This window comes from Fimbriimonas sp. LA-C6, from assembly GCF_055398105.1.
In genome coordinates, this window is the sequence record NZ_AP038796.1 from 532482 (window position 1) to 557675 (window position 25194).

General features: G+C 54.1%; 21 protein-coding genes and 1 pseudogene. 14 read left to right on the top strand and 8 right to left on the bottom strand.

The annotated features are described in order from the left end of the window. Positions 1–41 precede the first annotated feature (41 nt). Genes tpiA through ACZ51B_RS02585 form a run of 3 tightly spaced genes read right to left on the bottom strand, consistent with a single transcriptional unit; the run spans position 42 to position 2093 of the window. Entirely contained in the window at positions 42–836 is a 795-nt protein-coding gene (gene tpiA, locus ACZ51B_RS02575; RefSeq protein ID WP_464295671.1) for a triose-phosphate isomerase, read from the bottom strand. A 60-nt stretch (positions 837–896) separates the two neighbouring features. Next, positions 897–1355, bottom strand: a complete 459-nt coding sequence (locus ACZ51B_RS02580; RefSeq protein WP_464295672.1) for an OsmC family protein — start codon at positions 1353–1355, stop codon at positions 897–899. A 24-nt stretch (positions 1356–1379) separates the two neighbouring features. Continuing rightward, entirely contained in the window at positions 1380–2093 is a 714-nt protein-coding gene (locus tag ACZ51B_RS02585; RefSeq protein ID WP_464295673.1) for a DUF1287 domain-containing protein, read from the bottom strand. Between the two features lie 30 nt (positions 2094–2123). On the opposite strand from ACZ51B_RS02585, the gene ACZ51B_RS02590 reads away from it, so the two are divergent. The 3 genes from ACZ51B_RS02590 (at position 2124) to ACZ51B_RS02600 (ending at position 4649) form a co-directional block, all read left to right on the top strand. Then, positions 2124–2426 carry an isocitrate dehydrogenase gene (locus ACZ51B_RS02590; protein WP_464295674.1) on the top strand — a complete coding sequence of 101 codons (303 nt, stop codon included), beginning with the start codon at positions 2124–2126 and terminating at the stop codon, positions 2424–2426. Positions 2427–2459: 33 nt separating this feature from the next. Further along, on the top strand, positions 2460–3458 hold the full coding sequence (locus ACZ51B_RS02595) for an isocitrate/isopropylmalate dehydrogenase family protein (RefSeq protein WP_464295675.1): 999 nt from the start codon (positions 2460–2462) through the stop codon (positions 3456–3458). A gap of 129 nt (positions 3459–3587) precedes the next feature. Next, complete coding sequence (locus ACZ51B_RS02600; protein ID WP_464295676.1) at positions 3588–4649, top strand: TlpA family protein disulfide reductase; 1062 nt, start codon at positions 3588–3590, stop codon at positions 4647–4649. A gap of 45 nt (positions 4650–4694) precedes the next feature. Here the strand turns inward: ACZ51B_RS02600 and ACZ51B_RS02605 are convergent, their stop codons facing one another. Beyond that, positions 4695–5768, bottom strand: coding sequence for a TlpA disulfide reductase family protein (locus ACZ51B_RS02605; RefSeq protein ID WP_464295677.1), 1074 nt, complete (start codon positions 5766–5768; stop codon positions 4695–4697). A gap of 181 nt (positions 5769–5949) precedes the next feature. On the opposite strand from ACZ51B_RS02605, the gene ACZ51B_RS02610 reads away from it, so the two are divergent. Beyond that, the gene (locus ACZ51B_RS02610; protein WP_464295678.1) at positions 5950–7536 is read left to right on the top strand and encodes an MGH1-like glycoside hydrolase domain-containing protein; all 1587 of its coding nucleotides are present in this window, start codon (positions 5950–5952) and stop codon (positions 7534–7536) included. A 3-nt stretch (positions 7537–7539) separates the two neighbouring features. On the opposite strand, the gene ilvA is transcribed toward ACZ51B_RS02610, so the two are convergent. Then, entirely contained in the window at positions 7540–8757 is a 1218-nt protein-coding gene (gene ilvA, locus ACZ51B_RS02615; protein WP_464295679.1) for a threonine ammonia-lyase, read from the bottom strand. Beyond that, entirely contained in the window at positions 8754–11087 is a 2334-nt protein-coding gene (locus ACZ51B_RS02620; protein ID WP_464295680.1) for a tetratricopeptide repeat protein, read from the bottom strand. Before ACZ51B_RS02620 ends, ilvA begins: the two co-directional genes overlap by 4 nt. A 142-nt stretch (positions 11088–11229) precedes the next feature. Between ACZ51B_RS02620 and ACZ51B_RS02625 the strand changes: the two genes are divergently transcribed. After that, complete coding sequence (locus tag ACZ51B_RS02625; protein WP_464295681.1) at positions 11230–11634, top strand: hypothetical protein; 405 nt, start codon at positions 11230–11232, stop codon at positions 11632–11634. Here ACZ51B_RS02625 and smc read toward each other — a convergent pair whose 3' ends face one another. Both smc and ACZ51B_RS02635 read right to left on the bottom strand, forming a co-directional pair. Beyond that, positions 11635–15159 carry a chromosome segregation protein SMC gene (gene smc / locus ACZ51B_RS02630; protein ID WP_464295682.1) on the bottom strand — a complete coding sequence of 1175 codons (3525 nt, stop codon included), beginning with the start codon at positions 15157–15159 and terminating at the stop codon, positions 11635–11637. 76 nt (positions 15160–15235) lie between these two features. Then, positions 15236–15859: a flavin reductase family protein gene (locus ACZ51B_RS02635; protein WP_464295683.1), complete on the bottom strand. Its 624-nt coding sequence runs from the start codon at positions 15857–15859 to the stop codon at positions 15236–15238. 339 nt (positions 15860–16198) lie between these two features. Between ACZ51B_RS02635 and ACZ51B_RS02640 the strand changes: the two genes are divergently transcribed. The 9 genes and pseudogenes from ACZ51B_RS02640 to ACZ51B_RS02680 all read left to right on the top strand — a co-directional run bounded on the left by ACZ51B_RS02640 (position 16199) and on the right by ACZ51B_RS02680 (position 25175). Next, positions 16199–17269: a glycoside hydrolase family 172 protein gene (locus ACZ51B_RS02640; protein WP_464295684.1), complete on the top strand. Its 1071-nt coding sequence runs from the start codon at positions 16199–16201 to the stop codon at positions 17267–17269. Between the two features lie 21 nt (positions 17270–17290). Further along, on the top strand, positions 17291–18019 hold the full coding sequence (locus tag ACZ51B_RS02645; protein WP_464295685.1) for a sugar phosphate nucleotidyltransferase: 729 nt from the start codon (positions 17291–17293) through the stop codon (positions 18017–18019). Further along, positions 18010–18927, top strand: coding sequence for a mevalonate kinase family protein (locus ACZ51B_RS02650; protein ID WP_464295686.1), 918 nt, complete (start codon positions 18010–18012; stop codon positions 18925–18927). Before ACZ51B_RS02645 ends, ACZ51B_RS02650 begins: the two co-directional genes overlap by 10 nt. Positions 18928–18982: 55 nt before the next feature. Beyond that, complete coding sequence (locus ACZ51B_RS02655) at positions 18983–19810, top strand: sugar phosphate isomerase/epimerase family protein (protein WP_464295687.1); 828 nt, start codon at positions 18983–18985, stop codon at positions 19808–19810. A gap of 59 nt (positions 19811–19869) precedes the next feature. Next, positions 19870–20094 (top strand): annotated as a pseudogene (locus ACZ51B_RS02660) (Gfo/Idh/MocA family protein); the annotation flags it as partial. Between the two features lie 21 nt (positions 20095–20115). Next, positions 20116–20871 carry a Gfo/Idh/MocA family protein gene (locus ACZ51B_RS02665; RefSeq protein ID WP_464295688.1) on the top strand — a complete coding sequence of 252 codons (756 nt, stop codon included), beginning with the start codon at positions 20116–20118 and terminating at the stop codon, positions 20869–20871. A 32-nt stretch (positions 20872–20903) separates the two neighbouring features. Continuing rightward, entirely contained in the window at positions 20904–21860 is a 957-nt protein-coding gene (locus ACZ51B_RS02670) for an acetylxylan esterase (RefSeq protein WP_464295689.1), read from the top strand. Positions 21861–21863: 3 nt separating this feature from the next. Beyond that, positions 21864–23168: a glycerate kinase type-2 family protein gene (locus tag ACZ51B_RS02675; RefSeq protein ID WP_464295690.1), complete on the top strand. Its 1305-nt coding sequence runs from the start codon at positions 21864–21866 to the stop codon at positions 23166–23168. A gap of 42 nt (positions 23169–23210) precedes the next feature. Beyond that, entirely contained in the window at positions 23211–25175 is a 1965-nt protein-coding gene (locus ACZ51B_RS02680; RefSeq protein ID WP_464295691.1) for a sialate O-acetylesterase, read from the top strand. The last annotated feature ends 19 nt before the right edge of the window (positions 25176–25194 follow it).

Below are 25194 nucleotides of genomic sequence, written 5' to 3' on the forward strand. Positions count from 1 at the left end.
AACAAAAAAGGGTCCCTCCAACATAGAGGGACCCTGAACACTTACTTCGCGCTGAGAACAATTCGGCTGAAGTCAGCCGGGTCCAAAGAAGCTCCGCCGACCAGACCTCCATCAATGTCCGGCTGTGCGAAAAGCTCATGAGCATTACTACCCTTCACACTGCCTCCATATAGGATTCGGATCTTGTCTGCGCTTTCGGCATCCAACAACTCGGCGATAGCCGCGCGGATCATGCCACAAACTCGAGAAGCTTCTGCCGAGTCACAGGTCTTCCCTGTTCCAATCGCCCAAACAGGTTCGTAAGCAATCACGCCATTCACAAACTCAACGCCATCAATACCCGCCAGGGCCCCTGCAAGTTGGGTTCGGATGACCTCATCCGTCTTGCCAGCTTCCCGTTCTTCCAGCGTCTCTCCCACACACAAGATGGGAGTTATCGAGTGGAGTAGCAAGGCCTTGATCTTGAGATTGACGGTCTCGTCACTTTCTGCAAAAAAGCCCACGGTGCTCTCGGGAACTTCCAGCTTCCCGAACTTCCCTCGGGTCTCACTGTGGCCCACGATGCACATGGTAACTCCCACATCGCTCAGCATAGAAGCACTAACTCTTCCAGTGAATGCGCCACTGTCTTTCCAAAAAACATCCTGGGCACCAAGAGCAATGTGGGTGTCCTTCAGGACGCTACGTAGCTTCGAAATACTCAAATAGGGTGGGCAGATACCAACGTCGACGCTCGTTTTAGAGTCGACGAGCTTGATGAACGCTTCGACGGTAGCAAGGGCTTCCGCCTGGATAAGGTTCATCTTCCAGTTGCCCACGACAAGCTTAGTGCGCATTGCGCCTTTTTACCCGTAGTGAGGGGTTGGAAGTCCTCACTACGAGAATATTAATCTTCTTTAGGCTCGAATAACGTTGGGCTCAATCACGACTTCAACCTTGTCGCGAACCGCGTTGGTCACAATGCAGTAGTGGTCGGCTTTGAGGGCAAATTCTCGTGTCGAAGCGACAACCTCATCAGGTGCATCGGCAGCAACAGTGATGGTTGGTCGAACGGTGATCTTCTTATAAGTAAAGCTCACGCCATTCTGCTCAACTTCGCCCACAGACTCTACCTTGATGGCCGTAACCGGCAACCGACGAGAGGTCGCCACGATCCCAAAAGTGATGCTGTAGCAGCCTGTGATAGCGCTCGTCAGGAGCTCCTCTGGATTCGTTGCTCCGCCAGGACCACCGAACTCTGTCGGGACCGCAAGGTCAAAATGCGTTTTGCTCGCGGGAATCGTGATATCTCCAGTGCCATCCCGTCCCCCTGTCCAATTGACTGAAACCGCGTACTCGTGTGTTTGGATTACCATGTTGATCGTTTACCCTACCTGGTACTAGGACGATCTACGAGATGTCTTTGCTTTTGGGTAGCGGAAGTGAGCGACAATCGGCCACGCCGTGAGCGCATCTTGCTCCGTGCATTTGCTGATGTTATGAAACACAAGCGGCTCTCCATTTGCATTGAACCGGTCTGAAACGACTCCAGTGTGGTCCAATCGACCTCCTATCTTCCAATAAACAATATCGCCCGGCTGCCAACTGGCGAGGCTCTGCTTATCCACCTTCGTGGTAAGGCTCTTACCAAACTTTTTGAAAAAGTGCATCTGGTTCGGACAGCGCCTGTGGTCAATGTTTGCGTCGACAGTCTCGCCTCTTCTGGGATATTCCGAGAAGTGCTTCTTCATATCCTCATGAATCAGCTTCTGTAGGTCATATCCCGCTTCTCTCAGCGCGCGGATCACCACATCAGTGCACGCACCCTTGTTGCGAGGAGGATCACCACCTGGGTAGGAGAGTGAGTAGTAATCCTGGGTGTAGTCAGCGGCTTCTAACACTTGTTGCCGGGCTCCCTTAATAATCTTGGCTTGTACTGGATTGAGCTTTGGAGACGTACTGGCGACCGTAGCAGGAGTGTGAGGTACTGCCCGACAACTAACACAAATCGTTGAAATGATTGAAACCACTAAATACATGGGCGCACTCCTTTGCATATCGTATTTCCTGTTTGACTTAACAAAGAAAAAGCACACATAATTCCGCATCGGCATCTAAATAATGTCGAACGGAGATAAGCGCTGATGATGACACTCCACGGGGTTGATATTTTCATTAGAAACCCAGAGATTCCCGATTTACCAAAAGAACACGGTCCGTTCAAACTGATCCTGATTTCTAGCCGCGGCACCAAAGTCTGGCCCGGTCTGGTACCTGACATGGAACTAGACGATTGGCCACGTTGCCGCTACGAAAGCGTCGAAGTCGTAACCGACGCCCAGGTCCAAGAGCTCGTCAATCACATTTCGGAACTAGGATGGCAGTGGACAAAATGCCAAAAGCTGTTCCAAATTGATGGCTCCAACGCCTATTCGCAACCGTACTAAGACTGCTACCGCAAAGCAAAACAAATAACAGAAATGGCTCATAAAGTTTGTCTCATCCGCGGTGACGGTACCGGCCCAGAGTTGGTGTCCGCCGTCGAAACCATTTTCAAGGCCGCCAAGGTCGACATCGATTGGATCGAAGTCGAAGCCGGCCTTAAGTGTGTCGAAGCTGGTAAGCCGATCGTGCCAGAAGAGACCATCGCTAAGATCAAAGAGATCGGCGTTGGCCTTAAGGCCCCAATGACCACCCCCATTGGAAAAGGCTCAGTTAGCCCCAACGTAACGCTTCGCAAGAAACTCGACCTCTACGCGTGCGTACGTCCTGTCAAAACACTTCCAGGCGTCGTCACCCCATTCACCAACCTAGACATCGTCATCTTCCGTGAAAACACCGAAGACCTCTATGCCCAGATTGAGTACATGGCAACCGAGCACGTCGCTCACAGCGTGAAGCTGATCAGCGACGCCGGCTGCGAGCGCATCATCCGCGCCGCGTTCGAATACGCAAAGAAGAACGGTCGAAAGAAGGTGGTTGGCGTTCACAAAGCCAACATCATGAAGATCGCCGATGGACTCTTCCTGAAAGTGTTCAACCAGGTCGCCAAGGACTACCCAGAAATCGAGAGCTGGGACAACATTGTCGACAACCAGTGCATGCAGCTCGTCACCAAGTGGAACATCTACGACGTGCTGGTCACCCTGAACCTATACGGTGACATCATCTCCGACCTCGCAGCAGGAATGATGGGTGGTCTTGGCGTGGCTCCAGGTGCCAACTACGGCAGCAACTGTGCGCTTTTCGAAGCCGTCCACGGTTCCGCGCCAAAGTACACCGGCATGAACAAGGTCAACCCAACCGCTCTGCTTCTTTCCGCAACCCTCATGCTCGACCACCTCGGTGAGCACGATGCACGAAAGAACATCGAAGGTGCCCTTGAGGCAACCCTCCAAAAGGGTATCAAGACCTACGACCTCGGTGGCAGCGCCACCACATCCGGCTTTGCAGAAGCCATCTCTTCTGAACTGAAGTAAGTTCAAAGCTAGCTCCGGCCTCATTTCCTGAGGTCGGAGCTTTTTTATTCAGACACTCCCCTTAACATCACTTCCTTGCATTTGTAGAATGTAAACAAGAACGGTATAACAGCCGGGTCAATGGGAGTAATGATGAAATCAGTTTCAAAACTTGCTGGAATCGCGTTGGCGCTTATTGCAGTAGTTGGCTCGGCCAGCGCGCAAGCCAAAAAGTCTGCCGAAGAAATGTTGAAAGACATCAAAGCCGTGCAGGCTCCAGTTTTCGATCAGGCTAAATACAAAGACAAAGCCACATCCAAAGCCTACGTTGAGCAGTACATGAAGGACATGAGCGCCTCGGCTGCCAAGCGAGGCGAGTTGATTCTGGCTTTCTTTAAGGAGTACCCAGAGAACGCCGAAACTCCCAAGCTAATGGATGAGCGATGGATGAACCTCTCCCAAACCTTGGGTCCGGCCGAGCATGCAAAAGATGTTGATGCAATTCTCGACACTAATCCTCCTAAGCCAATCGTTATCTCCGGCAAATACTGGAAAGTCGTCGACTTTACCCGAACCGGGAAAACCTTCGACGAACAGAGAGCCGCTATTGATGGCTTCGTTAAGGAATACCCAGAAGATGCCCGCGGTGCTCGATTGCTCGGCAATTTAGCTCGAAGCAGCCCAAATCCTAAGCAATCTCTTGAGATCTATAAGCTTATTGTAAGCAAGTACCCAGAGAAAATCTCCGCGCGATTCAAGGGCAAAGTCAAACAGTTCGAAGCCATCGGCAAGCCCTTCGAGCTCTCATTCACCGAGGCATCGTCCGGCAAGAAAGTCGACATCAAAGACTACAAAGGCAAGCTCGTTCTTATCGACTTCTGGGCAACATGGTGCGGACCATGCGTCGCAGAGCTTCCTCGAATAAAGGATCTCTACAAGAAGTACCACGACAAAGGATTTGAAATCCTGGGCGTCTCGCTGGATCAGCCTGTCGAAAAGGGCGGCCTCAAGCTCCTACAAGAGTTCGTCAAGAAGAACGATGTCGCATGGCCACAGTACTACCAGGGCAACTTCTGGCAGAGCGAGTTCTCCACCTCATGGGGCATTGACTCCATTCCTCAGATGTTCGTCATCAGCCCACAAGGCAAACTGATCGACCTTGAAGGTCGTCGAACAATCGAAGAGCATCTCGCCAAGGCTTTCGGCAAGTAAATAACAGAGGGGGCTGGCACCAGCCCCCAAACGCAATAACTAGCCTCAGGCTTTCTCAAACTTTGCCAGCATCTCTTCGATCCGCTTAGCAAATTCGGCTGGCAAGGTCTTGTCCGCTTTAGCAGCCGCCAAAGCTTCCTTGGCCGACTCAATCGCTTTGGCTTTGTCTCCAGCCTTGAAGTAAGCCTCCGCGAGAAGCTGCTTCAAAAATGACGGTGGAAGAAGCTTGCTTCCAGAGGCCGCCGCAAAGGACTTCACCGCCAACTTGTAGAAATCGGTTGGCATCCCTTCAACGCCCATCAGCGACATTCCAAGATTCGCGAGCTCTTCCTCTTTCTTATCCTTGATCAGTTGGTCTACTGCGGCATTCCCAGCTTTAAGATCCTTGCCAGCAAGTGCTACCGTTTGAAATGAGTTCAGCATGTCAGCGTACACAGGCCACTCGCTGGCCATCTTGGACGCTAGGTTCTTGAGTGTGTCAAAGTCCTTCTTCTGGAGTGCGGTATAAAGCGGTAAGAAGTCAGGTTGCGCAGGCCGCTTGGCATAAGCAACAGGATCAAATTTCCCATCAATGATCGGCTGCAACACATTCGTAAGATCCATCGGGTGGCCGATAAACGCGATCTTTCCATTTTGGTCCACCACAAAAGCAGTCGGAATACTGTTCTTGCCCGCAGCAGTTAACCAGTTCTTACCCATCCAGGCATCCTGCCCATCCACCGCTACGTTATAAGTAATGCGACCGGGGTTGTCGGCAAGGAATTTCTTCACAATGGCAGGAGCGGTGTATCCACCTTTTTGATCCTCCCACACGTCAACACCGGTAAAAACAGCCTTAGCGGCATGCTTCTTGGAGAGTTCACTGAGATGCGGCATCGCTTTGAAGCAGGGCCCACACCAACTCGCCCAGAACTCCACAACGTAAACCTTGCCCTTCTCAAATCCTTTAATAGGGGTGCCTTGTGCCCAAGACCCAACCTTCATTAATGGCGCCTGGTCACCGACTTTCAGCGAAACCTTTTGGTCTTTCGCCTCTGCAACTTGAGCACAATGGGCGATAGGACAGAGACTTACAAGGAGTGCAGTTGCCAAGAGAGCAACACCTTTATTGTTCAACATCAATCTATTAAGAGCTGAATCTTCTTACATTAATTCAAACAAAATCCGTTTCCTAGGCATATGGTCCCGAAAAAGACTCCGGTAACGCAATATTCATGCGCCAATAAACAGTAAAAGCTCAATACTATTTGGATTATTTGCTTTACCTTGCGACATATGAATGAGGTAAACACATGTCACTTTGTTACACCTAGCGCTCGTATCACTGATTGCGTTATCACACCAAGCGAATCCTCTGAGAATAAATCAGGACAAAGCCCAGCCACGAGGAATCTACTTCGCCAAAAAGCGGTACACCCCCGAACCCTTACCCACGTTTGCAGAGGCAAAGAAGCTGCTCCCCAGTCCGATACTAGATGGCAATCCCGACTGGATCTCCATGTATTGGCGGTGCTGGGAACTGGCTTGCGAAAAATCTCGCACACCACTTCCAGGCTCAACTCTAGTGTCCAACCACATGGATGCAGCTTTCAATGAAAACATCTATCAGTGGGACACGATCTTCATTACGATGTTCGGACGGTACGGGTATCGCGTTATGCCCGCGATTCAATCGCTGGACAACTTCTATGCTCAACAGCGACCAAGCGGATACATATGTCGCGAATACCGCCGTAAAGATGGCGCGGAAATTCACTTCGATTTCAATGGCGGAGAGTTCGCACCAACTGGCTGGAAAAACTCCATTAACCCTCCCTTATTCAGCTGGGCCGAATGCGAATCCTACCGCGTAACTGGAGACAAAAGCCGCTTTGCCATGGTGTTGCCAGTCCTAGAAAAGTATGTGGAATGGCTCAACCGAGACGGAGACCCAAATGCGCAAGACTGGGAGAAAAACGGCCGCATCTCCGCATCTACTAGGCACAGACTCTTCTGGAACACAGGCCTCGGATGCGGAATGGATAACACCCCCAAACCGACCGATAAAGGCGCAGGCTGGGTGGATATGTCCTGCCAAATGGTGATGCAATACCGAAACCTTGTCCAAATGTGCCGCGAGTTGAAACAACCAGACAAAGCAAAACAGTTCGAGCAAGAAGCCAACGCGATCTCAAAGCGCATTAACCAATGGTGCTGGAACGAGAAGGAAGGGATCTACTACGATGTCCTCGCCGACGGCACCCAGTTTAGAAAGAAAACCTCCGGCTGCTTCTGGCCGATGATCGCAGGTGTCGCATCAAAGAAACAGGCCGACCGCCTGATCGATCACCTCAAGAATCCAAAAGAGTTCTGGCGCACCAACGTCTTCCCCACCCTCGCCGCGGATGAGCGAGAATATGAACCGGCGGGTGGATACTGGCACGGATCCGTGTGGGCTCCAACCAACTACGCAATCATCAAAGGACTAGAGCAGTTCAATCGTGAATTCGCAGCTCAATCATCCGAGCGGTATCTCCAAGCGATGTCAACCGTGTACCTGAATACCAATACCGTCTGGGAGAACTACGCTCCAGACACCATGGCCCAGGGCAACATCGCTGGGAACGACTTCGTGGGCTGGTCAGGAATCGGCCCCATCGCACTCCTGATCGAGGATGTAATGGGTTTCCAGCCAGACGGCGCTCACCGGAAACTGGTTTGGAATCTACGCAGAAAGGACCGCCACGGTATTCGCAACCTGTCCTTCGGGCCAATCGTCGCAGACGTAGTCTACGACGGTAAAAACCAGGTCAATGTCGACACAAATGCCCCTTTCCAACTCACCATCAATGGAAAGAAGCACTCGGTCAAGCAAGGTCACACAGCCATTACCGCACAGCCACTCTAAGCGCTACCGCGCTTCAACAGTACAAGGGATCCCTGCTTTCTCAAGACTCAAAAGCAGGTCCCTCACGTGCTGATGATCTCGTGTTTCAACGGTGCACTCCACCTCTACCCGAGAAATGTCCGCACTTCCAAAAGCGCGATCATGCATGATCTGCTTCACGCTGGCCCCGCTGGAAGCGATCGTCTGAGCCAAAATCGCAAGCCCGCCCGGTCGGTCTGAGATCACCGCGCGGAACTGAGAAAGCCGTCCATCCACGACAAGCCCCTGCTCCATAACACGTCCCAAAACGCTTGGATCGATGTTCCCTCCACAAAGAACAAGCACAATCGTCTTCCCCTTAAGGTCATCCAGCTTGCCCGAAAGCATGCCAGCCAACGAAGTAGCACCAGCCCCCTCTACAACGCCCCTTTCCAGCTCGATCAGTCTCAAAATGGCAAGAGAAATCTGCTCCTCATCCACCAGAACAACTCGATCAACCACCCTCTGAGCCAGAGCAAATGCATTAGGCCCAACCTTGGGAACCGCCAATCCATCGGCCAACGTCGAATCCATCTCAGCTTGAACCGGCGCACCGTTCTCCAAGGCAGCCGTATAAGAAGCGGCATGATACGGCTCAACGCCAATGATCTCCGTCTGCGGACGCATGGACTTAACAGCCAAGCCGAGACCAGCAATCAACCCCGCACCGCCAATCGGAACAATAATGGCATCCGGCTCCGGAACCTCTTCCAGAAGCTCTAAACCAATCGTGCCCTGCCCCGCAATAACCTCAAGCCCATCAAAGCCGTGAACATAGGTCAGCCCCTCACTCTCGACCAGTTCGTCGGCTCGAACCTTGGCCTCAACAATGTTGTCACCCGAGAGAAGAACCTTAGCCCCAAACGAAACGCATCGCGTCTGCTTAACCAGCGGAGCAAAACGTGGCATCACAACCGTCACCGGAATTCCCAGCTCCCGTCCATGGTAAGCCAAAGCAAGGGCATGGTTCCCAGCAGACGCTGCGATAACACCGCGCTGCTTTTGCTCCGCAGTGAGGAGAAGCAGAGCATTACGCGCGCCGCGCTCCTTGAAGCTGCCAGTCCGCTGCAAATACTCCCTCTTGCAAAACACTCGGCATCCAAGCAGTTCAGACAGCCCGACGGACTCAGAACAGGTTGTTTCAATAATGCCGCCCGCAATGCGGTGCCGGGCAGCTACGATCTGATCAAATGTAACGCTCAAACGGTTCCTCTATCTATCACTTCAGTCACTGCCTTCTCAATAAAGGCTTCTAGTTCTCGCGTCACTGCGACATTCTCAAAGAGCACCTCTGCTCGTGCCGTAATCTTGCCTACGGCGGCCTCTCTGAAGCCCGCATCATTCGCCAGCTTCACGGCAGCCTCAACATACTGCTCAGGCGTATAAGCTACCAAATCCATGAACCCCATTTCGTGATACAGCGATGAGGTGGATCGGTCCCGCACCTGATGCCCAACCATCGTCACGACAGGTAAGCCAAATGAGAACGCATCCATCGATGTGTTAAATCCGCTGTAATGAACAGGGTCCAAAAGCGCATCGGCACACATCAAGAGGTTCAAATACTCGTCTGGATTCTTGAATTGAGGCAAGAACCGCACGCGGTCATACGCCACTCCAAGGGTCCGTCGTAGTCGCTTCTGCAGTGGCTCAATCTGCGGCTGCACTTCCGACTCTTTGATCACCAGCAGCGCCTTAGGGTCTTTCTCAAGAATCCCCAGAAGGATCTCATCAAATTCCGGGTGATACTTCTGAATCGTCTGCGCGCAGACATAAAGATGCGCATCCTCAGGAAGCCCATAGTGATCTCGACCAAACCTCTCATTAGGTTCTTTGCGTTGCTCAAAGATCATCGGAGGCTTCCTGAGCCTCACAAGCTTCTCCGTATAGTGTCTCTCGTTCCCAGCTGGATCCCACCAGTCGCAGGAGACCCAATAGTCGATGCTGTCTCGCGCAGAAGTGCCCGGATGTCCAAACGAAGTGAACTGAACCGGCGCCAGCCTGGAATAAGCCAAGGAGTCGGTGTACTGGTCCAGCATCAGGTCAGTAATGAAGAGCGCATCAAGCTGCTCATCTTCTACCTGACTCCTCGCAGCACTCAGTTCCTGAGAGACATAGACCGTCTTGTCAGCATGATCTCTCGCCAACTCTTGCCCACCCATGTACATACCAGGCAGTTCCAGCAAGATGACTTCAAATCGCGTGCGGTCGATCTCCTTAAGGAACCGGTTGAACACACGCCCCACAGAATGGCTCCTCAGATTTGCCGACATGAACCCCAGACGGATCTTTCTGTTCTCCAGTGGCTTCCGGTCAAGCCTCGAAGAGACGTACTTCAGCGAAGGCGAGATGGCCAGTTTGAAGTCCGCAACCTGCTGGAGAATCTCACGGTCATCCCGCCCATGGTAGCCCAATGCAAAGGCCGTGGAGGGCAAGACCTTATGTGGCTCCTCAATCCGAATATTGTCTTTGAGGAGTTCCGCTATGTTCTCACTAAGCGCACTCCGTAGCTGATCAATCTCTTCATTGCTTTGGGTCACCAGCGGCAGCAACAACCCTCGGAAGCATCGAATTTCAGGGAGGCCACGAGTCTCTTCAGGAAGACTATCGATAAAACCACAAGCCTCCTCATACCGCCCAAGGGTGTTATGCGCCACCGCCTTAGCCAAGATCAGATCCACATCACCAGGTTCAGCGGCCAACGCATTCTCAAGCGATTTGAGTTGCTCCTCATACTTGCCGAGCTTCTCCTGGACCTTGGCGAGGTAACGCCAGCCATTGGGTTCTTTGGGCGCAGCTTTCAGGACCCTCTGTAAAATCTGCTCAGCCTGATCATGTTGACCTCCAAAATACAGCGCGACGCCCTGATTCACCATGGCCCTTGAGTTGGTCGGCTGATGTGCCAGCAACGCAGTCAGCACGTTGTACGCTTCCTCAAACCTGCGGTGACGCATCAGCAAGTCAGCCAGAGCATGCAGAACAACCACGTTACGCGGCTCAAGCAAAAGCGCATGACTATAGGTCTCGATCGCATCATCAGTGCGACCCGACCGATCGTACACGTTCGCAAGCTCAACGATGTACAAGATGTTGCGTGGGCTGCTTTCACAAGCAAACTTCAGCGAGTTCGCTGCTTCTCCAAGACGCCCAAGATCCCGAAGCACCAAGCCTCTCGCATGAAGAGCCCCCGAATGAGCGACGTTCAAAACGATCACCTTGTCGAAAAACTGAAGAGCCTTAGCCAACTGCCCCCTCAACATCTCCAACACCCCGAGGTCAAACAGAATCTCAGCGTTGGATGGTGCAAGCTCGTGGGCCTTGAGGAGATGCTTCTCACCTTCGTCGAGGTTGCCCGATTCGCAAAGAGCTACCCCCAACCTCTCCAGCACTTCAACTCGTCGTGGACCAACCGACAGTGCTTTCCGGTAACTCGCAATGGCAGGAGCCAGTCTCCCATTTCGGTGCTCAGCCAGTCCGAGCGTGAAAGCATCAGATGGAGGAGGTGAGGCGTTACGAAATGGCTTCTTCGACATGGATTTGTAGAGTTAACCCCGAACCTAATCGAACTTGCGCCACGTCCATTTTTTAGTCCGTACTCACGTGCAAGATTTTCAGGTTCGCGGGAACCCAAACTCTGCATCTGTGTAGTATGTTAATAGTGGCGGAGTAGGCACAATGGGAAAAGAAACTCTAAGTTTTGAAGAGGCGGAAAACGTGGTGAAGATGTGGAGTAAATCCACGAAACCTTCAGAGGGAGTCGATATCGATTCACTCGCCTCAAGCCTCGGCATTTCTCGTGAGGAAGTGATCGCCCTACACGCCAAAGCCAACGGCGTTTCTCAGAAGCACGTACCAGAACGCAAGTTCGTAGACCGAAGTGGCATCCTCAGCGCCGCTATCGCAGGCGGAATCGTCGCGCTCGTGGCTGTTATCGTGATCGGAGTAAGACTGCTTTCCGGCGGTGAGACCCCCACTGAGTCCATCGCAACAGGTCCTGTCCCAACGAACATAGCGCAGCCCGCTCCGATGACCCCAGCAGCTGCACCGGCAGCACCCGCTGTCCAACAAAGCATCATCTAATCAGAGCGCGCTCGCTGCTTCCGACATCGGAGTGATGGCGGAAGCATCCTCCACCTTTGCTTTGCTGTCAGGCAGCTTTGCAGGTACCAGCATAGAGACACCAGGCTCCTGCATGGAGACTCCCAACCAAATCGGAGCCGTCTCAATCGTGGTCGGGTTGTGCGTAATCACAATGAACTGCGTGTTCTCCGTCAGCTCATGAAGCGCAGCAGCAAACCGCTCAACGTTTCGACCATCCAGCGGCGCATCAACCTCGTCCAAAACCACCAACGGTGATGGCTTGACCTTCAAGAGCGAGAACAGAAACGCTGCCGTACAAAGAGCCCTCTCTCCACCACTCAGAAGGTTAAGCTGCTGTCGCTTCTTACCAGGAAGCGTCACCTGGATATCGATACCGCTCTCCAAAATGCTGTCCGGATTCGTCAGCTCAATAGCACCCTCACCGCCATGGAACAGCTTCTGGAACATCTGCGCAAACTCCGACTGCACCTTCTCGAACGTCGTAACAAATCGGTCCCGCGTAAGCTTATCAAGCTCCCGGATACTTCCCTGAACCTGATCAATGCCCTGGAGGATGTCGTCCTTCTGCGCTTCCAGCTCGACGAATCGAGTCGTAAGCCGCTCATAAGCTTCAATAGCCCCAAGGTTAACATCGCCCATCGCCCGCATCTCGCGCCGCAGCTTATTCACAACCGCCGCCGCATCAGCAGGCACCTCGTGGGTCCCCTCTTGAGCCATTGCGTCTTCCTCAGTGAGGCTGTACTCTTCATAAAGCCGCTGGAGAGCCTGCGCCCGTCGGCTATCAGCCCGCGCACGGTTGATCTCTGCCTGATGAGCCGCATCGGAAACGCTCGTTGAATTGGCTCGTGCTGCCTTCGCCTCCTCAGTTAGGCTCAGACTCTCCTGAAGCTTAATTCGCTTGACACCCTGGAGCTCCGCAAGCTTCGCATCGGCTTCGGCCTTCTCCACCCGAGCCAGTTCGATGTTATGCTGAGCCTCAGCAATCTCTTTGCGAGCATTATCTCGCTCCGGCTCCAAGTTGTTCACGCGCCGACGCCGGATCTGCTCCGCTTCCTGCGCGGCCTGAAGTCGGCGCTGAGCAAGCTGCAAACGAGACCCAGCCTGGCGAGATCGCTCTTCAGCCTCACGAAGTCGCGTTTCAGAAATATCCGCATCTGCAGACTTCGCAGCAAGAGCCTTCAAAGCCTCATCACGTCTGCTTTCAAAGTCCGCAAGGTCGATCTCAGGCTCACTTTCCGAAGGTCCGGTTGCGAGAACCTTAAGCTCTTCCTCCAGCTTCGTCTGCTCTTTTCGAGCTGTCTTGAGCTCGTCGTTCAGATTCTGGAGGAAGCTCCGAGCTTCAGAAACCTCGGTGCCTTTTTCTTTGAGTTCCTCTCTGAGTCCGACCAACTTCTCGCTCTCGGCAGCACTGCGTTGCTTTCGCTTTGAGCTACGCGACTCGAACTCCCGAACCACTTTGTCCAGCTTCTCAATCTGGTCTGCCAACTCCAAAAGGTCGGCCTTTCGCTGAACAAGCCCATAACCCTGGCGCGACTGCTGACCGCCGGTCACCGCTCCACTGCTATGAACGACCTCGCCATCGAGCGTGACCATTCTCGACCACCCAGTGGTTTTGGCGTACTTCAGAGCATCGTCAATATGCTCAACGATAAGGACGCGCCCCAACAGACTGTCGATAACCGGACGGTGCTTGTTGGAACACTCCACCAACTCGCTTGCGCGACCAATGATCCCAGATTCGTTGAGCAAACGCCGAAGCTCGTAACTAGGCTCAACAGGCCGCATCAAAGGAATCGGCTGGAACGTAGCACGACCCGCTCGGTGCTGCTTCAACCACTCAACCGCTGCCTTCGCATCCGACTGATGGTCGCAGATGAGGTCGTTAGCACTTCCACCCAGCGCCGTCTCAATTGCCAGCGCGTAATCCTTTTCAGTCTCGACCGCTTGGCCAACCGGCGTGTACTCTCCAGACAAGAGACCCCGCTCAATCGCTTCCATCACAGCACGAGAGCCTTGTGTCAGCCCCTCATGTGCATCAATCGTCGCCTCAATGCCGCGACGTCTGCCTTCCAAAGATGCCTTCTCTGTGAGTGCACTGCGCACAGACTGAGCATCCTTCTCGTCCTCTTGCCGTATCGCAATAACAGCGTTCTCAATAGCCGCGATCTTCTGCTGGATCTCCGAGTAACCCGCCTGCTGGGACTCAAACTCTTTGGTCGCTTCGGCAACAGCCTCTTCCAGTTCAGGAAGTGCATCCACAACGCCCTTGAGTTCACGATCCACCAACTTGCGACGATCTTGACGGTGGGCTAAATCCGCCTCCATCTTCATGCGACGACTGACGATCACTCGCGCCCGCTCAAGCTCCGTCTCCGCGTTCTTCAGGTTGTCACGGAGCTGCTTGGCTTCTTCACCCACACCCGCCAAACTCACCTTGAGAGTTTCTAAACCAGTTCGCTCTTCTTCCTCTTCGGCAATAAGCTTCTGAAGCTCCAGCTCGGCTTCCTGGATTCGCGCTTCCGCCTCACCACTATCGTCGTGGAGGGTCTTCTCCTGATTGGAAAGACTATCCAACCGCTGCTGAGCAAGCCTTAAGTCAGCTTCCGAGCGTTCCAGCTTCGTAAGGCTTCCCTGCTGCTTGATCCGCACCAGGTCCATCTCAACCTCCAGTTCGGAGATTTCAACACCTGCAGCACGCACCAATTCATCAATCTGCTCCGCGCGTACCAGCTCGCTTCTTGAAAGCTTAATGGAGTCTTCAATCTTGGTCTCAAGCTCAGCCAGCTCTCGGATAGAAGACGCAGCTTCGTTCACCAACAGGCCGACTTCCACCTCACGCAGAGAACCCTGAATGCTCTTGAAACGCAGAGCCTGCTCAGCCTCTTCTTTAAGAGGCTCACGCTGAGACTCAAGCTCCCCAAGGATGTCGCCCACACGCTCCAAATGCTCGTTGGCCTGTGAGAGTCGCCGCAGCGCCTCCACCTTGCGTGACCGATATCGCTGAACTCCCGCTGCTTCGTCAATCCAAGCACGCCGGTCCTCGACGCTCGCACTTAGAGCCGCATCAATCTCTTTCTGCCCAACAATCGCATAACCTGCCCGTCCCAAACCAGAGTCAGCCAGAAGTTCAAAAACGTCGCGCTGGCGGCAAGACTGCTTGTTGATGCTGTACTCATTGTTGCCACTTCGGGTCAGGCGGCGCGTGATGCTCACTTCAGGCGAGTCAATCGGAAGCGAGCGATCCTCGTTATCAAACAGCAGACTAACTTCCGCAAAGCCCACAGCCTTTCGCTTGGAACTACCGTTGAAAATGACGTCCTGCCCGGTTTGAGCACGGAGCTGCCGGGCATTGCCTTCACCCAGGCCCCACAAGATAGCGTCGACAAGGTTGGACTTGCCGCAGCCATTGGGTCCGACAACCGCAATCACGCCTCCGTCGAGGCTGAACTCCGTTTTGTCGGCGAAGGTCTTAAATCCGAAAATGCGTACGCGCTTGAGTCGCATGCCGTTCTGAGAGAAAACAGGATACTGGCATTGAAGGCCGATTAGCACCTACCCGAGGCAGGAATGTTAAAAACAGCTAGGGTCTTGACAAGGAAAACGTCTCAAATGAAGCGCTGTCCAAATAATCTGCCCCACCTAACCGCGCAACCGTTTGATACTTGGACCAATCGACCGAACCGTCTTCCGCAAGTGCAGAATGGATATGCACCGCAACCACCTCGCCAACAATGTAACGAGCCGATGAACTGGAGTCGCCATGGTTCAAAACCTCAAAAAGACGACACTCCATCTGCATCATGCTCTCCGCAACTCTCGGAGGCTTAACCTTAAGGCTCGCAAGAGGAGTGAACCCGCTAACTTCCCACTCGCTCTCGTCAGGCCCAAACGGAGCGCTTGTGGCGTTCATGCCATTCACCATCTCTCGCTGAATCGAGTTCACCACAAACTCTCCCGTCTCACGAATGTTCCGTAGGCTGTCTTTCTCAGAACCGTTCCTCGTGAGCGTCGCGGAGAAACAGAGACTCGGAGGGTTACTTCCCCCCGCCATAAAGAAGCTGAATGGCGCCAGATTCAAGACACCGTTTGTGCCAATGGTTGAGACGAACGCAATGGGTCTAGGCTGGACAGCCCGCGTAAGAAGTTCGTAGCTTTGGGCAGGAGGGAGCTGTGAGAGATCGAAGCTGAGACACTCTTGGGACATTGGAGTTGGCACCGTACAGGTGGATACTACGCAATTTGCGAGAAATAAATCCGGGCACGAACCAAATCACCCCTTGAACCACTCATGAAATATGGCGCTCACTGATTTCAGTGAAGCGCCACAATGATAGCAAACAAGCAGCTCGACTTTGTGCTGAAGCACAGTTTTTTTGGGCGATAGCAGAAAACAAAAACCGAGTCACTTGACCGGTCCAATAGGAACAAACGTAGTGTCATACAGGTCCCGGAAATCCGGTAGGACTTTTTGAATTATTGCGCCTGCATGCGCAATAATTCAATTACACGTGAACTAAATCAGATTGCTTGATAAGTTGTCACCATGATCGGGCCGACTTCACTGGGTCAACTACCGCTTCTTCGGGACTATTCTTCGCAACGTGCAAGCTCCTACGACAAGAGCGGCAACAACGACGACTGGTGGACCCTCCCTTCAGGCTCAAACACAACCTTACTGAAATCAGATAGCCCTGGCTGCATCAAACACATCTGGATGACCGTAGGAGGCGACGACACCTTCCCCCGAAAACTCGTCCTCAGAATGTTCTGGGATAGCGAGTCCGAACCCAGCGTCGAGGTTCCAATAGGCGACTTCTTCGGCATCGGACACGGAGTGTTCAAGAACTTCGTCTCCCTCCCCCTGCAAATGTCTCCCGAAGACGGTCGCGGGTTCAACTGCTGGTGGCCAATGCCATTTGATGCATGTCGAATCGAGATCGAAAACGAGTGCGACGTCCCCGTCAACCTCTACTTCTACATCGACTACGAGGCGTATCCAACCTCCAACTCAGGACAACTTGCCCGCTTCCACGCCCAATGGCGTCGCGAAGCAAACACAGAAGGCTGGCTAACGGAGAGGCTAAACCCAAACAACCAGAAGGAGATCTGGTCGCGCAAGCCCAACCTATCCGACGAAGACAACTATCTCATCCTTGATGCCGAAGGAGATGGGATCTACGTCGGCTGCAACCTAAACATCGACTGCTTCAACCGCCAAGGAAACGACTGGTACGGCGAAGGCGACGACATGTTCATCATCGATGGCGAGCCCTGGCCACCCAGACTCCACGGCACCGGCACAGAGGACTACTTCGGAACCGCCTTCGGCCCGGTCGCCGAATACTGTGCTCCCTATCACGGAATCACCCTCAACTCAGGCAATCCCCAGTGGCGATGGAAAGGAAAGAACTCCATGTATCGTTACCACGTAGAGGACCCGATTCGTTTCCGGAAGTCCATCCGCGTCAGCATCGAACACGGCCACGCCAACAAGCTCTCCAACGACTACAGCAGCACGGCATATTGGTATCAACACGAGCCGCACAAACCCTTCCCCACACTCCTGCCCGTAGCCGAAAGATTGCCCAGACCAAACGAGCCTCAATTCCCCTAAAGCGGCTAGAATCGAGATTCGATGACTGGCATTATCCCCGCAGCAGGGCTCGGCACCCGAATGGCGTCAATCACAAACGGCAAACCCAAAGAGCTGATGCCACTAGGCTCCAAGCGAATCCTAGAGCGCGTGATCGATGAAGCGCGAGAAGCCATGTGCGACCGCATCATCGTCGTCTCCTCAGAAAGCAAGCCTCAGATCCAGGAGTTCTTGGAGCGGTTCCCCGATGTCGACGTGGTGTTGCAAGCTCGCCCCGGCGGACTAGGAGACGCGATAGCAACCCCTCAAGTGGAAGACGACGCCCTAATCCTCCTCGGAGACTGCTGTTTCATCGAAACCTCCCCCGCACCAAGACTCGCCGAAATCGTCCGCAAAAGTATCGACGGTGCCATCGCCCTGGAACTCGTGGACGATGAAGAAGTCAGTCGCTACGGCATCGCCGAAGCAAACACATTCACCGGCCAAATTCAGCGCCTGGTAGAAAAGCCCAAGCCAACGGAAACAGAAAGCAGATACGCAATCGCCGGTCGCTACGCATTTGGAATCCGTTTCATGACCTTCCTGTTAGAGCAACACGAACTAGCATCTCGCCATCAAACGACCGGAGAGATCGGCTTCACAGAGATCATTCAACGAGGCATCGCAGCCGGATTCGACATCAAAGGCGTTCCCCTCCAACCTAACCAGCAGCGAGTAGACAGCGGCAGCCCCGAAGAATATATGGCCGCAAGGCAGTTGCCATGGGATTGACGTTCGAAGCCAGCGCCCCCGGTCGTTGCGGAATCATCGGCAACCCGAGCGACATCTACGGCGGATCAGTCCTAAGTTGTTCTGTCCCAACAAGAAACACCTGCCGTCTCACAACAGACGTTTCCGGCGAACTGCCTCCAGACACCCGCCTCTGGGATGCCGTGATGAAACGCTTCCCACTACCGGGTCCCGTCAAGATCGAATGGGAGTGCGAGGTTCCAAGATCCAGCGGCCTATCCGGCTCGACCGCTCTCCTTGCGTCCACTTTGGCTTGTGTCTTAGCAGCACGCAACGAGCTACCCAACCCAATCGACCCAATCGCTGTCGCCGAACTCACCCGCGACATCGAGCGCAACGACGCAGGCATCATGTGCGGCTTCCAAGACGCCTACATGATCACGCACGGCGGAACCCAACTCATGAACTTCGCGGGCAAACACCCAACACAACCGGGACCCAACGCAACGCTCAAGCCTCTCGACTGCGACCTACCCTTCCTGCTCATCACAACCGGCGTCGAACGTCTCAGTGGCTCCGTGCACTCTCCCATGGCGCAAAGGTGGCTGGATGGTGAGGCAGCCGTCAGATCCGCCATCAACCGGATCTCAGAGCTAGCCGTTCCAGGTGCAGACGCACTGATGTCTAAGAACTACACCGAATTGGGACGACTCATGGATGAAAACCACCAACTCGTAGCCGACCTCGGCGGATCAGGCGATGCAATCGACCTCTTGATCGAAAGGTGCAAACAACACGGGGCTGTGAGCGCGAAACTTGCAGGCGCCGGATTAGGTGGAACCGTCATCGCTCTGGTGGAAAACCAGGACGCTCTACAACAAGCACTCCAAACATACGGATACACCCGTTTCATAAAACCAGCAAATACACTAGGACTTAAAATGGCATAAGGAGCACCGAACCAGTACCGTTTAGCGGGTATGGTGCCACTTCGTGGGGGAACGATTGCACTTTTCATTAACGGCATTTGCGGACGAGATTGACGCTGACTTGATATTTCAAACAGAGACTCTCACTCGACTGGGAGTACGAGGCCTCGACCTTCGAAGCGTCTGGGGGATCAATGTCCTGAATCTCAGCGAACTTCACATGAACACGGTCCGAGACGCCTGTGCAGCATCTCACATCCACATTCAGTGCATCGGCTCTCCGATCAACAAGCTCGACTACGACATCAACCACACCCGGCAAGAAAATGACCGCCTCAAGCGCTCCTTCGAGATCGCAAAGTTCTTCGACTGCAAACGAGTCCGGCTCTTCACTCCAGCGGTCCCCACAGCGAAAAGTGAAGAGCTAGCGCCAGTCATCATCGACTGGATGCGCGAACAAAAACGTCTTGCCGTAGACGCCGGAATCACCCTGATCGTGGAAAACGACGCTCGGTACTGGAGCGCCTACCCAGAGAACGCAAAGCGACTATTCGGCGAGTTAGGCGATGAAAACTTCCGCGCTGTTTTCGATTTTGCCAATACCGTCCTCATCGGCTACCGCCCAATGCAGGACTGGTTCCCCTGGCTCACACCCTACCTCGACACGCTTCACATCAAAGACGCCATCGAATCAACCGGCTCCGTTGTTCCCGCCGGGCAAGGCGACGGCCAACTACTGGAAACCCTAACCTATCTGATTCGAGAAGGCTGGAACGGTCCTCTCACATTAGAACCCCACCTAAGCGATGCTGGCCACCTAGGAGGCTTCTCCGGTATCCAGCGCTTCGAAGTCGCCGTCAACGCGCTTCGACAAGTTGTAACGGAGGCAGGAGCAAGCTGCTAAAGGTTCGCTTTGGAATCGTAGGATGTGGGGCGATCTACCCAACCCATGCGGACGCCTTACTGCAGCTCGAAGAGGCACAGCTGACAGCCTTCTACGACATCCTTCCAGAACGCGCTCAAGCCGCCGCAGAGAAATACCGCGCCCAAGCAGCAAGCACTTGGGAATCGCTCCTGCAACTCGTCGATGTCGTCGTCATCTGTGTCCCCAGCGGACTTCACGCCGAACTCGGCATCGCTGCAGCACGCGCAGGTAAGCATGTAGTTGTCGAAAAGCCCATCGACATCACTCTAAACGCGGCCACCAGGTTGGTAGAAGAGTGCAAAGCAAACGGCGTCAAACTGGCCTGCATCTCCCAACACCGCTTCTCAAACACCATCCGAAAGCTCCGAGATCTCGTCGCTTCGGACCAACTTGGAAAACTCGTCCAAGGTGACGCCTACATCAAGTGGTACCGAACCCAACAGTATTACGACTCCGGAGACTGGCGAGGAACCTACGCCCTCGATGGCGGTGGATGCTTGATGAACCAAGGCGTTCACTACATCGACATGATCCAGTGGATCATGGGTGGCGTAAAGTCCGTCCAAGCAGTCTGCCGAACCCTAGCCCACAACATCGAAGTAGAAGACACCGCCCTCGCCCTGGTGGAGTACCACAACGGCGCCCTGGGAGTCATTCAGGGTTCCACCTGCTGCTACCCCGGACTCTCAGAGCGACTAGAAGTCCACGGCACCTACGGAAGCGTCATCATCGAAGGCGACAAGCCCAAGCTCTGGAAAGTCGACGCCGAAATGGCTCAGAAAGGCAAATACGGAGACGGAGTGATGCAGCAGCCAACCCCCAACTGGCACATGCACGGCAGCGAACAGCCAGAAGACGACGAGACTTCCCGTTGGGACATGCAACACAAACTCCAGTTGCAAGACTTCGCGCAGGCCGTTCTCGAAGACCGCGAACCCTACCTCACAGGTGAGATGGCTTTAGAGCCTCTGAAAGTGGTTCTGGCGATCTATCGCAGTAGCCAATCCGGTGGAAGTCGAGTGGAACTGAGCAGCCTGTAGAAACTACAGGCAAAGAACCGCTAGAATCCCTCATGCCACTCGTGGACCTACCGCTCGATCAGCTTCTCCAATACTCAGGCAAAAATCCAAAGCCTGCCGACTTCGACGAGTTCTGGGATCGCGGAGTGGCCGAAATGAAAGCGCTCGATGCTCAAGTAGAGCTCGTTCCCCACTCCATCCAGCTTGAATTTGTAGAGATGTTCCACCTCACCTTTACAGGCGTCGGTGGAGAGCGCGTCTACGCCAAGTACCTGCGCCCCAAAGGCAAGAAGGGCTGCGCAGCCGTAGTCCAGTTCCATGGCTACAGCATGAGTAGCGGCGACTGGTGCGACAAGCTGAACTACGTAGCAAACGGAATGTGCTTCGCTTCCCTAGACTGTCGCGGCCAGGGCGGACGCTCCGAAGACCATGGCATCACCACCGGCACGACCCTGAACGGCCACATCATCCGCGGTTTAGACGACAAGCCCGAGAGAATGCTCTACCGAAACATCTTCCTAGATGCCGCCCAACTTGCAGGCATCGTCATGTCGCTTGATGAAGTAGATGCAGATCGAGTCGGAGCCATCGGCGGCTCACAAGGCGGTGGTCTGGCACTGGCGTGCGCTGCCCTCGAACCCAGAATCAAGCGTGCCGTCCCATCGTTCCCATTCCTCAGCGACTACCAACGTGTATGGGAAATGGATCTAGACGTCGCAGCCTACGAAGAACTGCGAAAATACTTCCGCCAGTTCGACCCTCTCCACAAGCGAGAAGCAGCCATTTTCGAGAAGCTAGGATACATCGACGTGCAGCACCTCGCACCCCGAATCAAAGCTGAGATCCTAATGAGCATCGGCCTAATGGACACCATCACGCCGCCTTCCACGTGCTTCGCGGCGTACAACAAGATCCAGTCCAAGAAAGACGTGGTGGTGTTCCCAGACTTCGGCCACGAGCACCTTCCCGGCTTCGCAGACATGGCCTACGAGTTCCTGAGCCAGCTGTAACGTATGATCGCCACCCCCGCAAACGAAGCATCCAAAATTGCGCTCCAGATCTACGAGGACGTGTTGGATCGTCTACGCGCGGATCACTTGGTGGCAGATGCGGTCGAGCGCCTTGGAGATCAGCTATTCATCCAAGGCCACCACATTCACCTGAACGAGTTCGAGAACATCTACGTCTGTGGGGCAGGCAAAGCCAGTGTCGCAATGGCAACGGCACTGCTACCAATCCTAGGGGATAAAGTCTCCGGTGGCCTGATCGTGACCAAGTTTGGCCTAAGCGTTCCTGTAACTGGCCTAGAAGTATTTGCAGGTAGCCACCCAGTTCCCGATCAAAACTCCCTGGAAGCAGGAGAAAAAATGCATCAGTTTGCTCAAGAACGAAAGGAAGGTGACCTGGTCATCTTCCTGCTATCGGGAGGGGCAAGTTCGCTGATGGAAGTGCTGGTGGACGGTGTGAGTTTGGAAGACTTACAACGTACAACTGAGTTCCTACTAGAAAGTGGCGCAAGTATCCAAACCATCAACGCAGTTCGAAAACAGCTCTCCAAAATCAAAGGCGGGGCACTTGCTGAAGCATTTGCGCCTGCCACTGTTGTCTGCCTCGTACTGTCAGATGTCGTCGGGAACGATCTTACAAGCGTCGGCTCAGGTCCGTTGCTCCCTCAACGAAGTTCGAAAGTTAGCCCCCTCTTGCAAACACTCCACTGGAACGAAAAGCTACCGGAATCGGTTCGAACAGTCCTCGCCAGCTCGCCCCAAGAAACCCCTTCCGTACCACCAGTGCCCCACTACGTAATCGGAAGCGTGTCCCTGGCAATGCAGGCCATTGCAGATTCATGCACCCTACTCGGCCTCCCTGCTTACGGCTTTTCAGACCCCCTACTTGGAGAAGCACGCGAGATGTCCTCAAAGATCATGGATGTGGCAAAACGGCACATGAAAAACCAGCCGGATAGCCCCTGGTGCCTCTACCTAGGCGGCGAGACAACCGTAACCATTCACGGGACAGGCCTTGGCGGACGATGTCAAGAAATGGCAGTTGCAGCCGCCACAACCATGCAGTCGTTAGAGCATTCCGCCTTCTTGGTCGCAGGTACCGACGGAAACGACGGCCCCACAATCGCAGCAGGGGGCATTGTCGATCCAAAGTCAGTCGCACGTGCTCGAGCAAAAGGACAAACCACCCGAGGAGCTCTCAAAAACAACGACTCCTTCCACTTCCTTGAGGCATGCGGCGGACTCATCGTAACCGGACCTACCAACACCAATGTCAATGACATTGCGATATTCATCCACTTGCCCTCCTAAACGCTGGTCACCAGCGAAAATAACCGGGTAAAAGCCCTTGTAATGCTCCTGACTCTGCTTTGCGTTGTAGCTACACATAAGCACGCAAACCTTAAGCTCAACTCCCTTTTTTCCGATGGAATGGTCCTCCAGCGTTTCAGCAACGCACCCGTCTTTGGCAAAGCAGCTCCAGGCTCATTTGTTCAAGTTCTCATAGGCAATCAACGTGCAGGAGCCACTGCCGACAAAAATGGACGCTGGTTGACCCGTCTAAAACCCCTCCAAGCCGGAGGTCCGTACACCCTAACAGTGAACAGTGGTGGAGAGACGGTCAGCGTTCGCGACGTCATGGTAGGCGAAGTATGGGTCTGCAGCGGCCAATCCAACATGGAGTTTACAGAGTCCAATGCGAATGACTACCAAGTTGCCGTATCCGAAGTGAAGTCCGACATCCGAATGTTCACCGTCCAAAAAGACACTGGCTCGGAGCCCAAAAGCGATGTAGTCGGCAACTGGGTCGTAGGCGGACCGAATTCAGTAGGTGGCTTCTCCGCCGTCGGCTACTCCTTCGCAAGAGAGCTCCATCGCAAACTAGGTGTCCCCATCGGCATGATCCACAGCAGTTGGGGCGGCACTCCCGCAGAGTCATGGACCAGCTACGGAGCACTCAACGCCAAGCCCGAATTCAAAAAGATGGCGGCCACTTCCAAGCTGGTAGCCAACGACTTCCCCAAAGCACTCGAAGCCTATCAACACGAGATGGACACCTGGCTAAACGGCAAGAAAGGCGGACAAAACGAAGGATTCCTAAACGGTTGGGCAGCCGCCGAGTTCAACGACTCAAGCTGGAAGTCCTTCCCACCCTGCACCTCTTGCGAGACAGCTTTCGATCCAAGCTTCGACGGCTCCTTCTGGTACCGAAAGTCGATCGACATCCCAGACGCATGGTACGGCAAAGAACTTAAAATCGAACTCGGTCCAATCGACGACTACGACATCACCTACTTCAACGGTGTACGTATAGGCCTCACAGACAGCCGCGTAGAGAACGCCTGGGAGACCAAACGCGTTTACCGGATCGCCTCTGGAATGGTGCGACGCGGAGCCAACAGCCTCGCAATTCGCGTCTTCGATTCCGGCGGAGGAGGAGGAATGACCGGTCCAGCCGATTCCCTAAAAATCAGCCTAGCCGACGGCAGCGAAAGCATGCCCATCGAAGGCGATTGGAAGATGAATATCGAGAAACGACTCGATCCCAAGGCTCCCCGTCCCATTCGCCCACTAGGTCCTGGCAACCCATGGATGCCAACCTCCCTCTACAACGCCATGATCGCCCCCCTGATCCCCTACAACATCAAAGGCGTGATCTGGTACCAAGGCGAATCGAACGCGGAACGCGCCTACCAATACCGAGATCTGTTCCCAACGATGATCAAAGACTGGCGCAACAAGTGGGGCATGGGCAACTTCCCCTTCTACTTCGTGCAGTTGGCCAACTACCAACCTCGCCAGCCAGAACCAGGCGAGAGCCAATGGGCCGAGCTACGCGAAGCCCAGACCATGACGCTCAAACTCCCCAACACCGGCATGGCTGTGATCATCGACATCGGCGAAGCAGCCGACATCCATCCCAAAAACAAGCGTGAAGTAGGGCGACGTCTCGCCCTGCAAGCTCTCGGCAAGACCTACCATCAGCCCCTCTTTTACGACAGCCCACGCTTCGAACTGCTCCAAATCTCCGGCAATGTCGCTAAGGTAACGCTCTCAAACGGAAGCCTCAAGACCTCCGATGGACGTCCCCCCCAAGGCTTCGCCATCGCAGGCGAAGATCGCAAGTTCTACTGGGCAGAAGCCAGGATCGATGGCTCAGTAGTGAGCCTCTCAAGCCCCAACGTGCCAAAGCCCGTAGCCGTACGATACGGCTGGGCCGACAATCCAGATTGCAACGTCGTCAACATGTCCGGTCTACCCGCCTCCCCATTCCGGACCGACGATTGGCCCGGACTCACTGCGCCGAAAACTCCGTAAAGTCGGTACCCTTTAACCT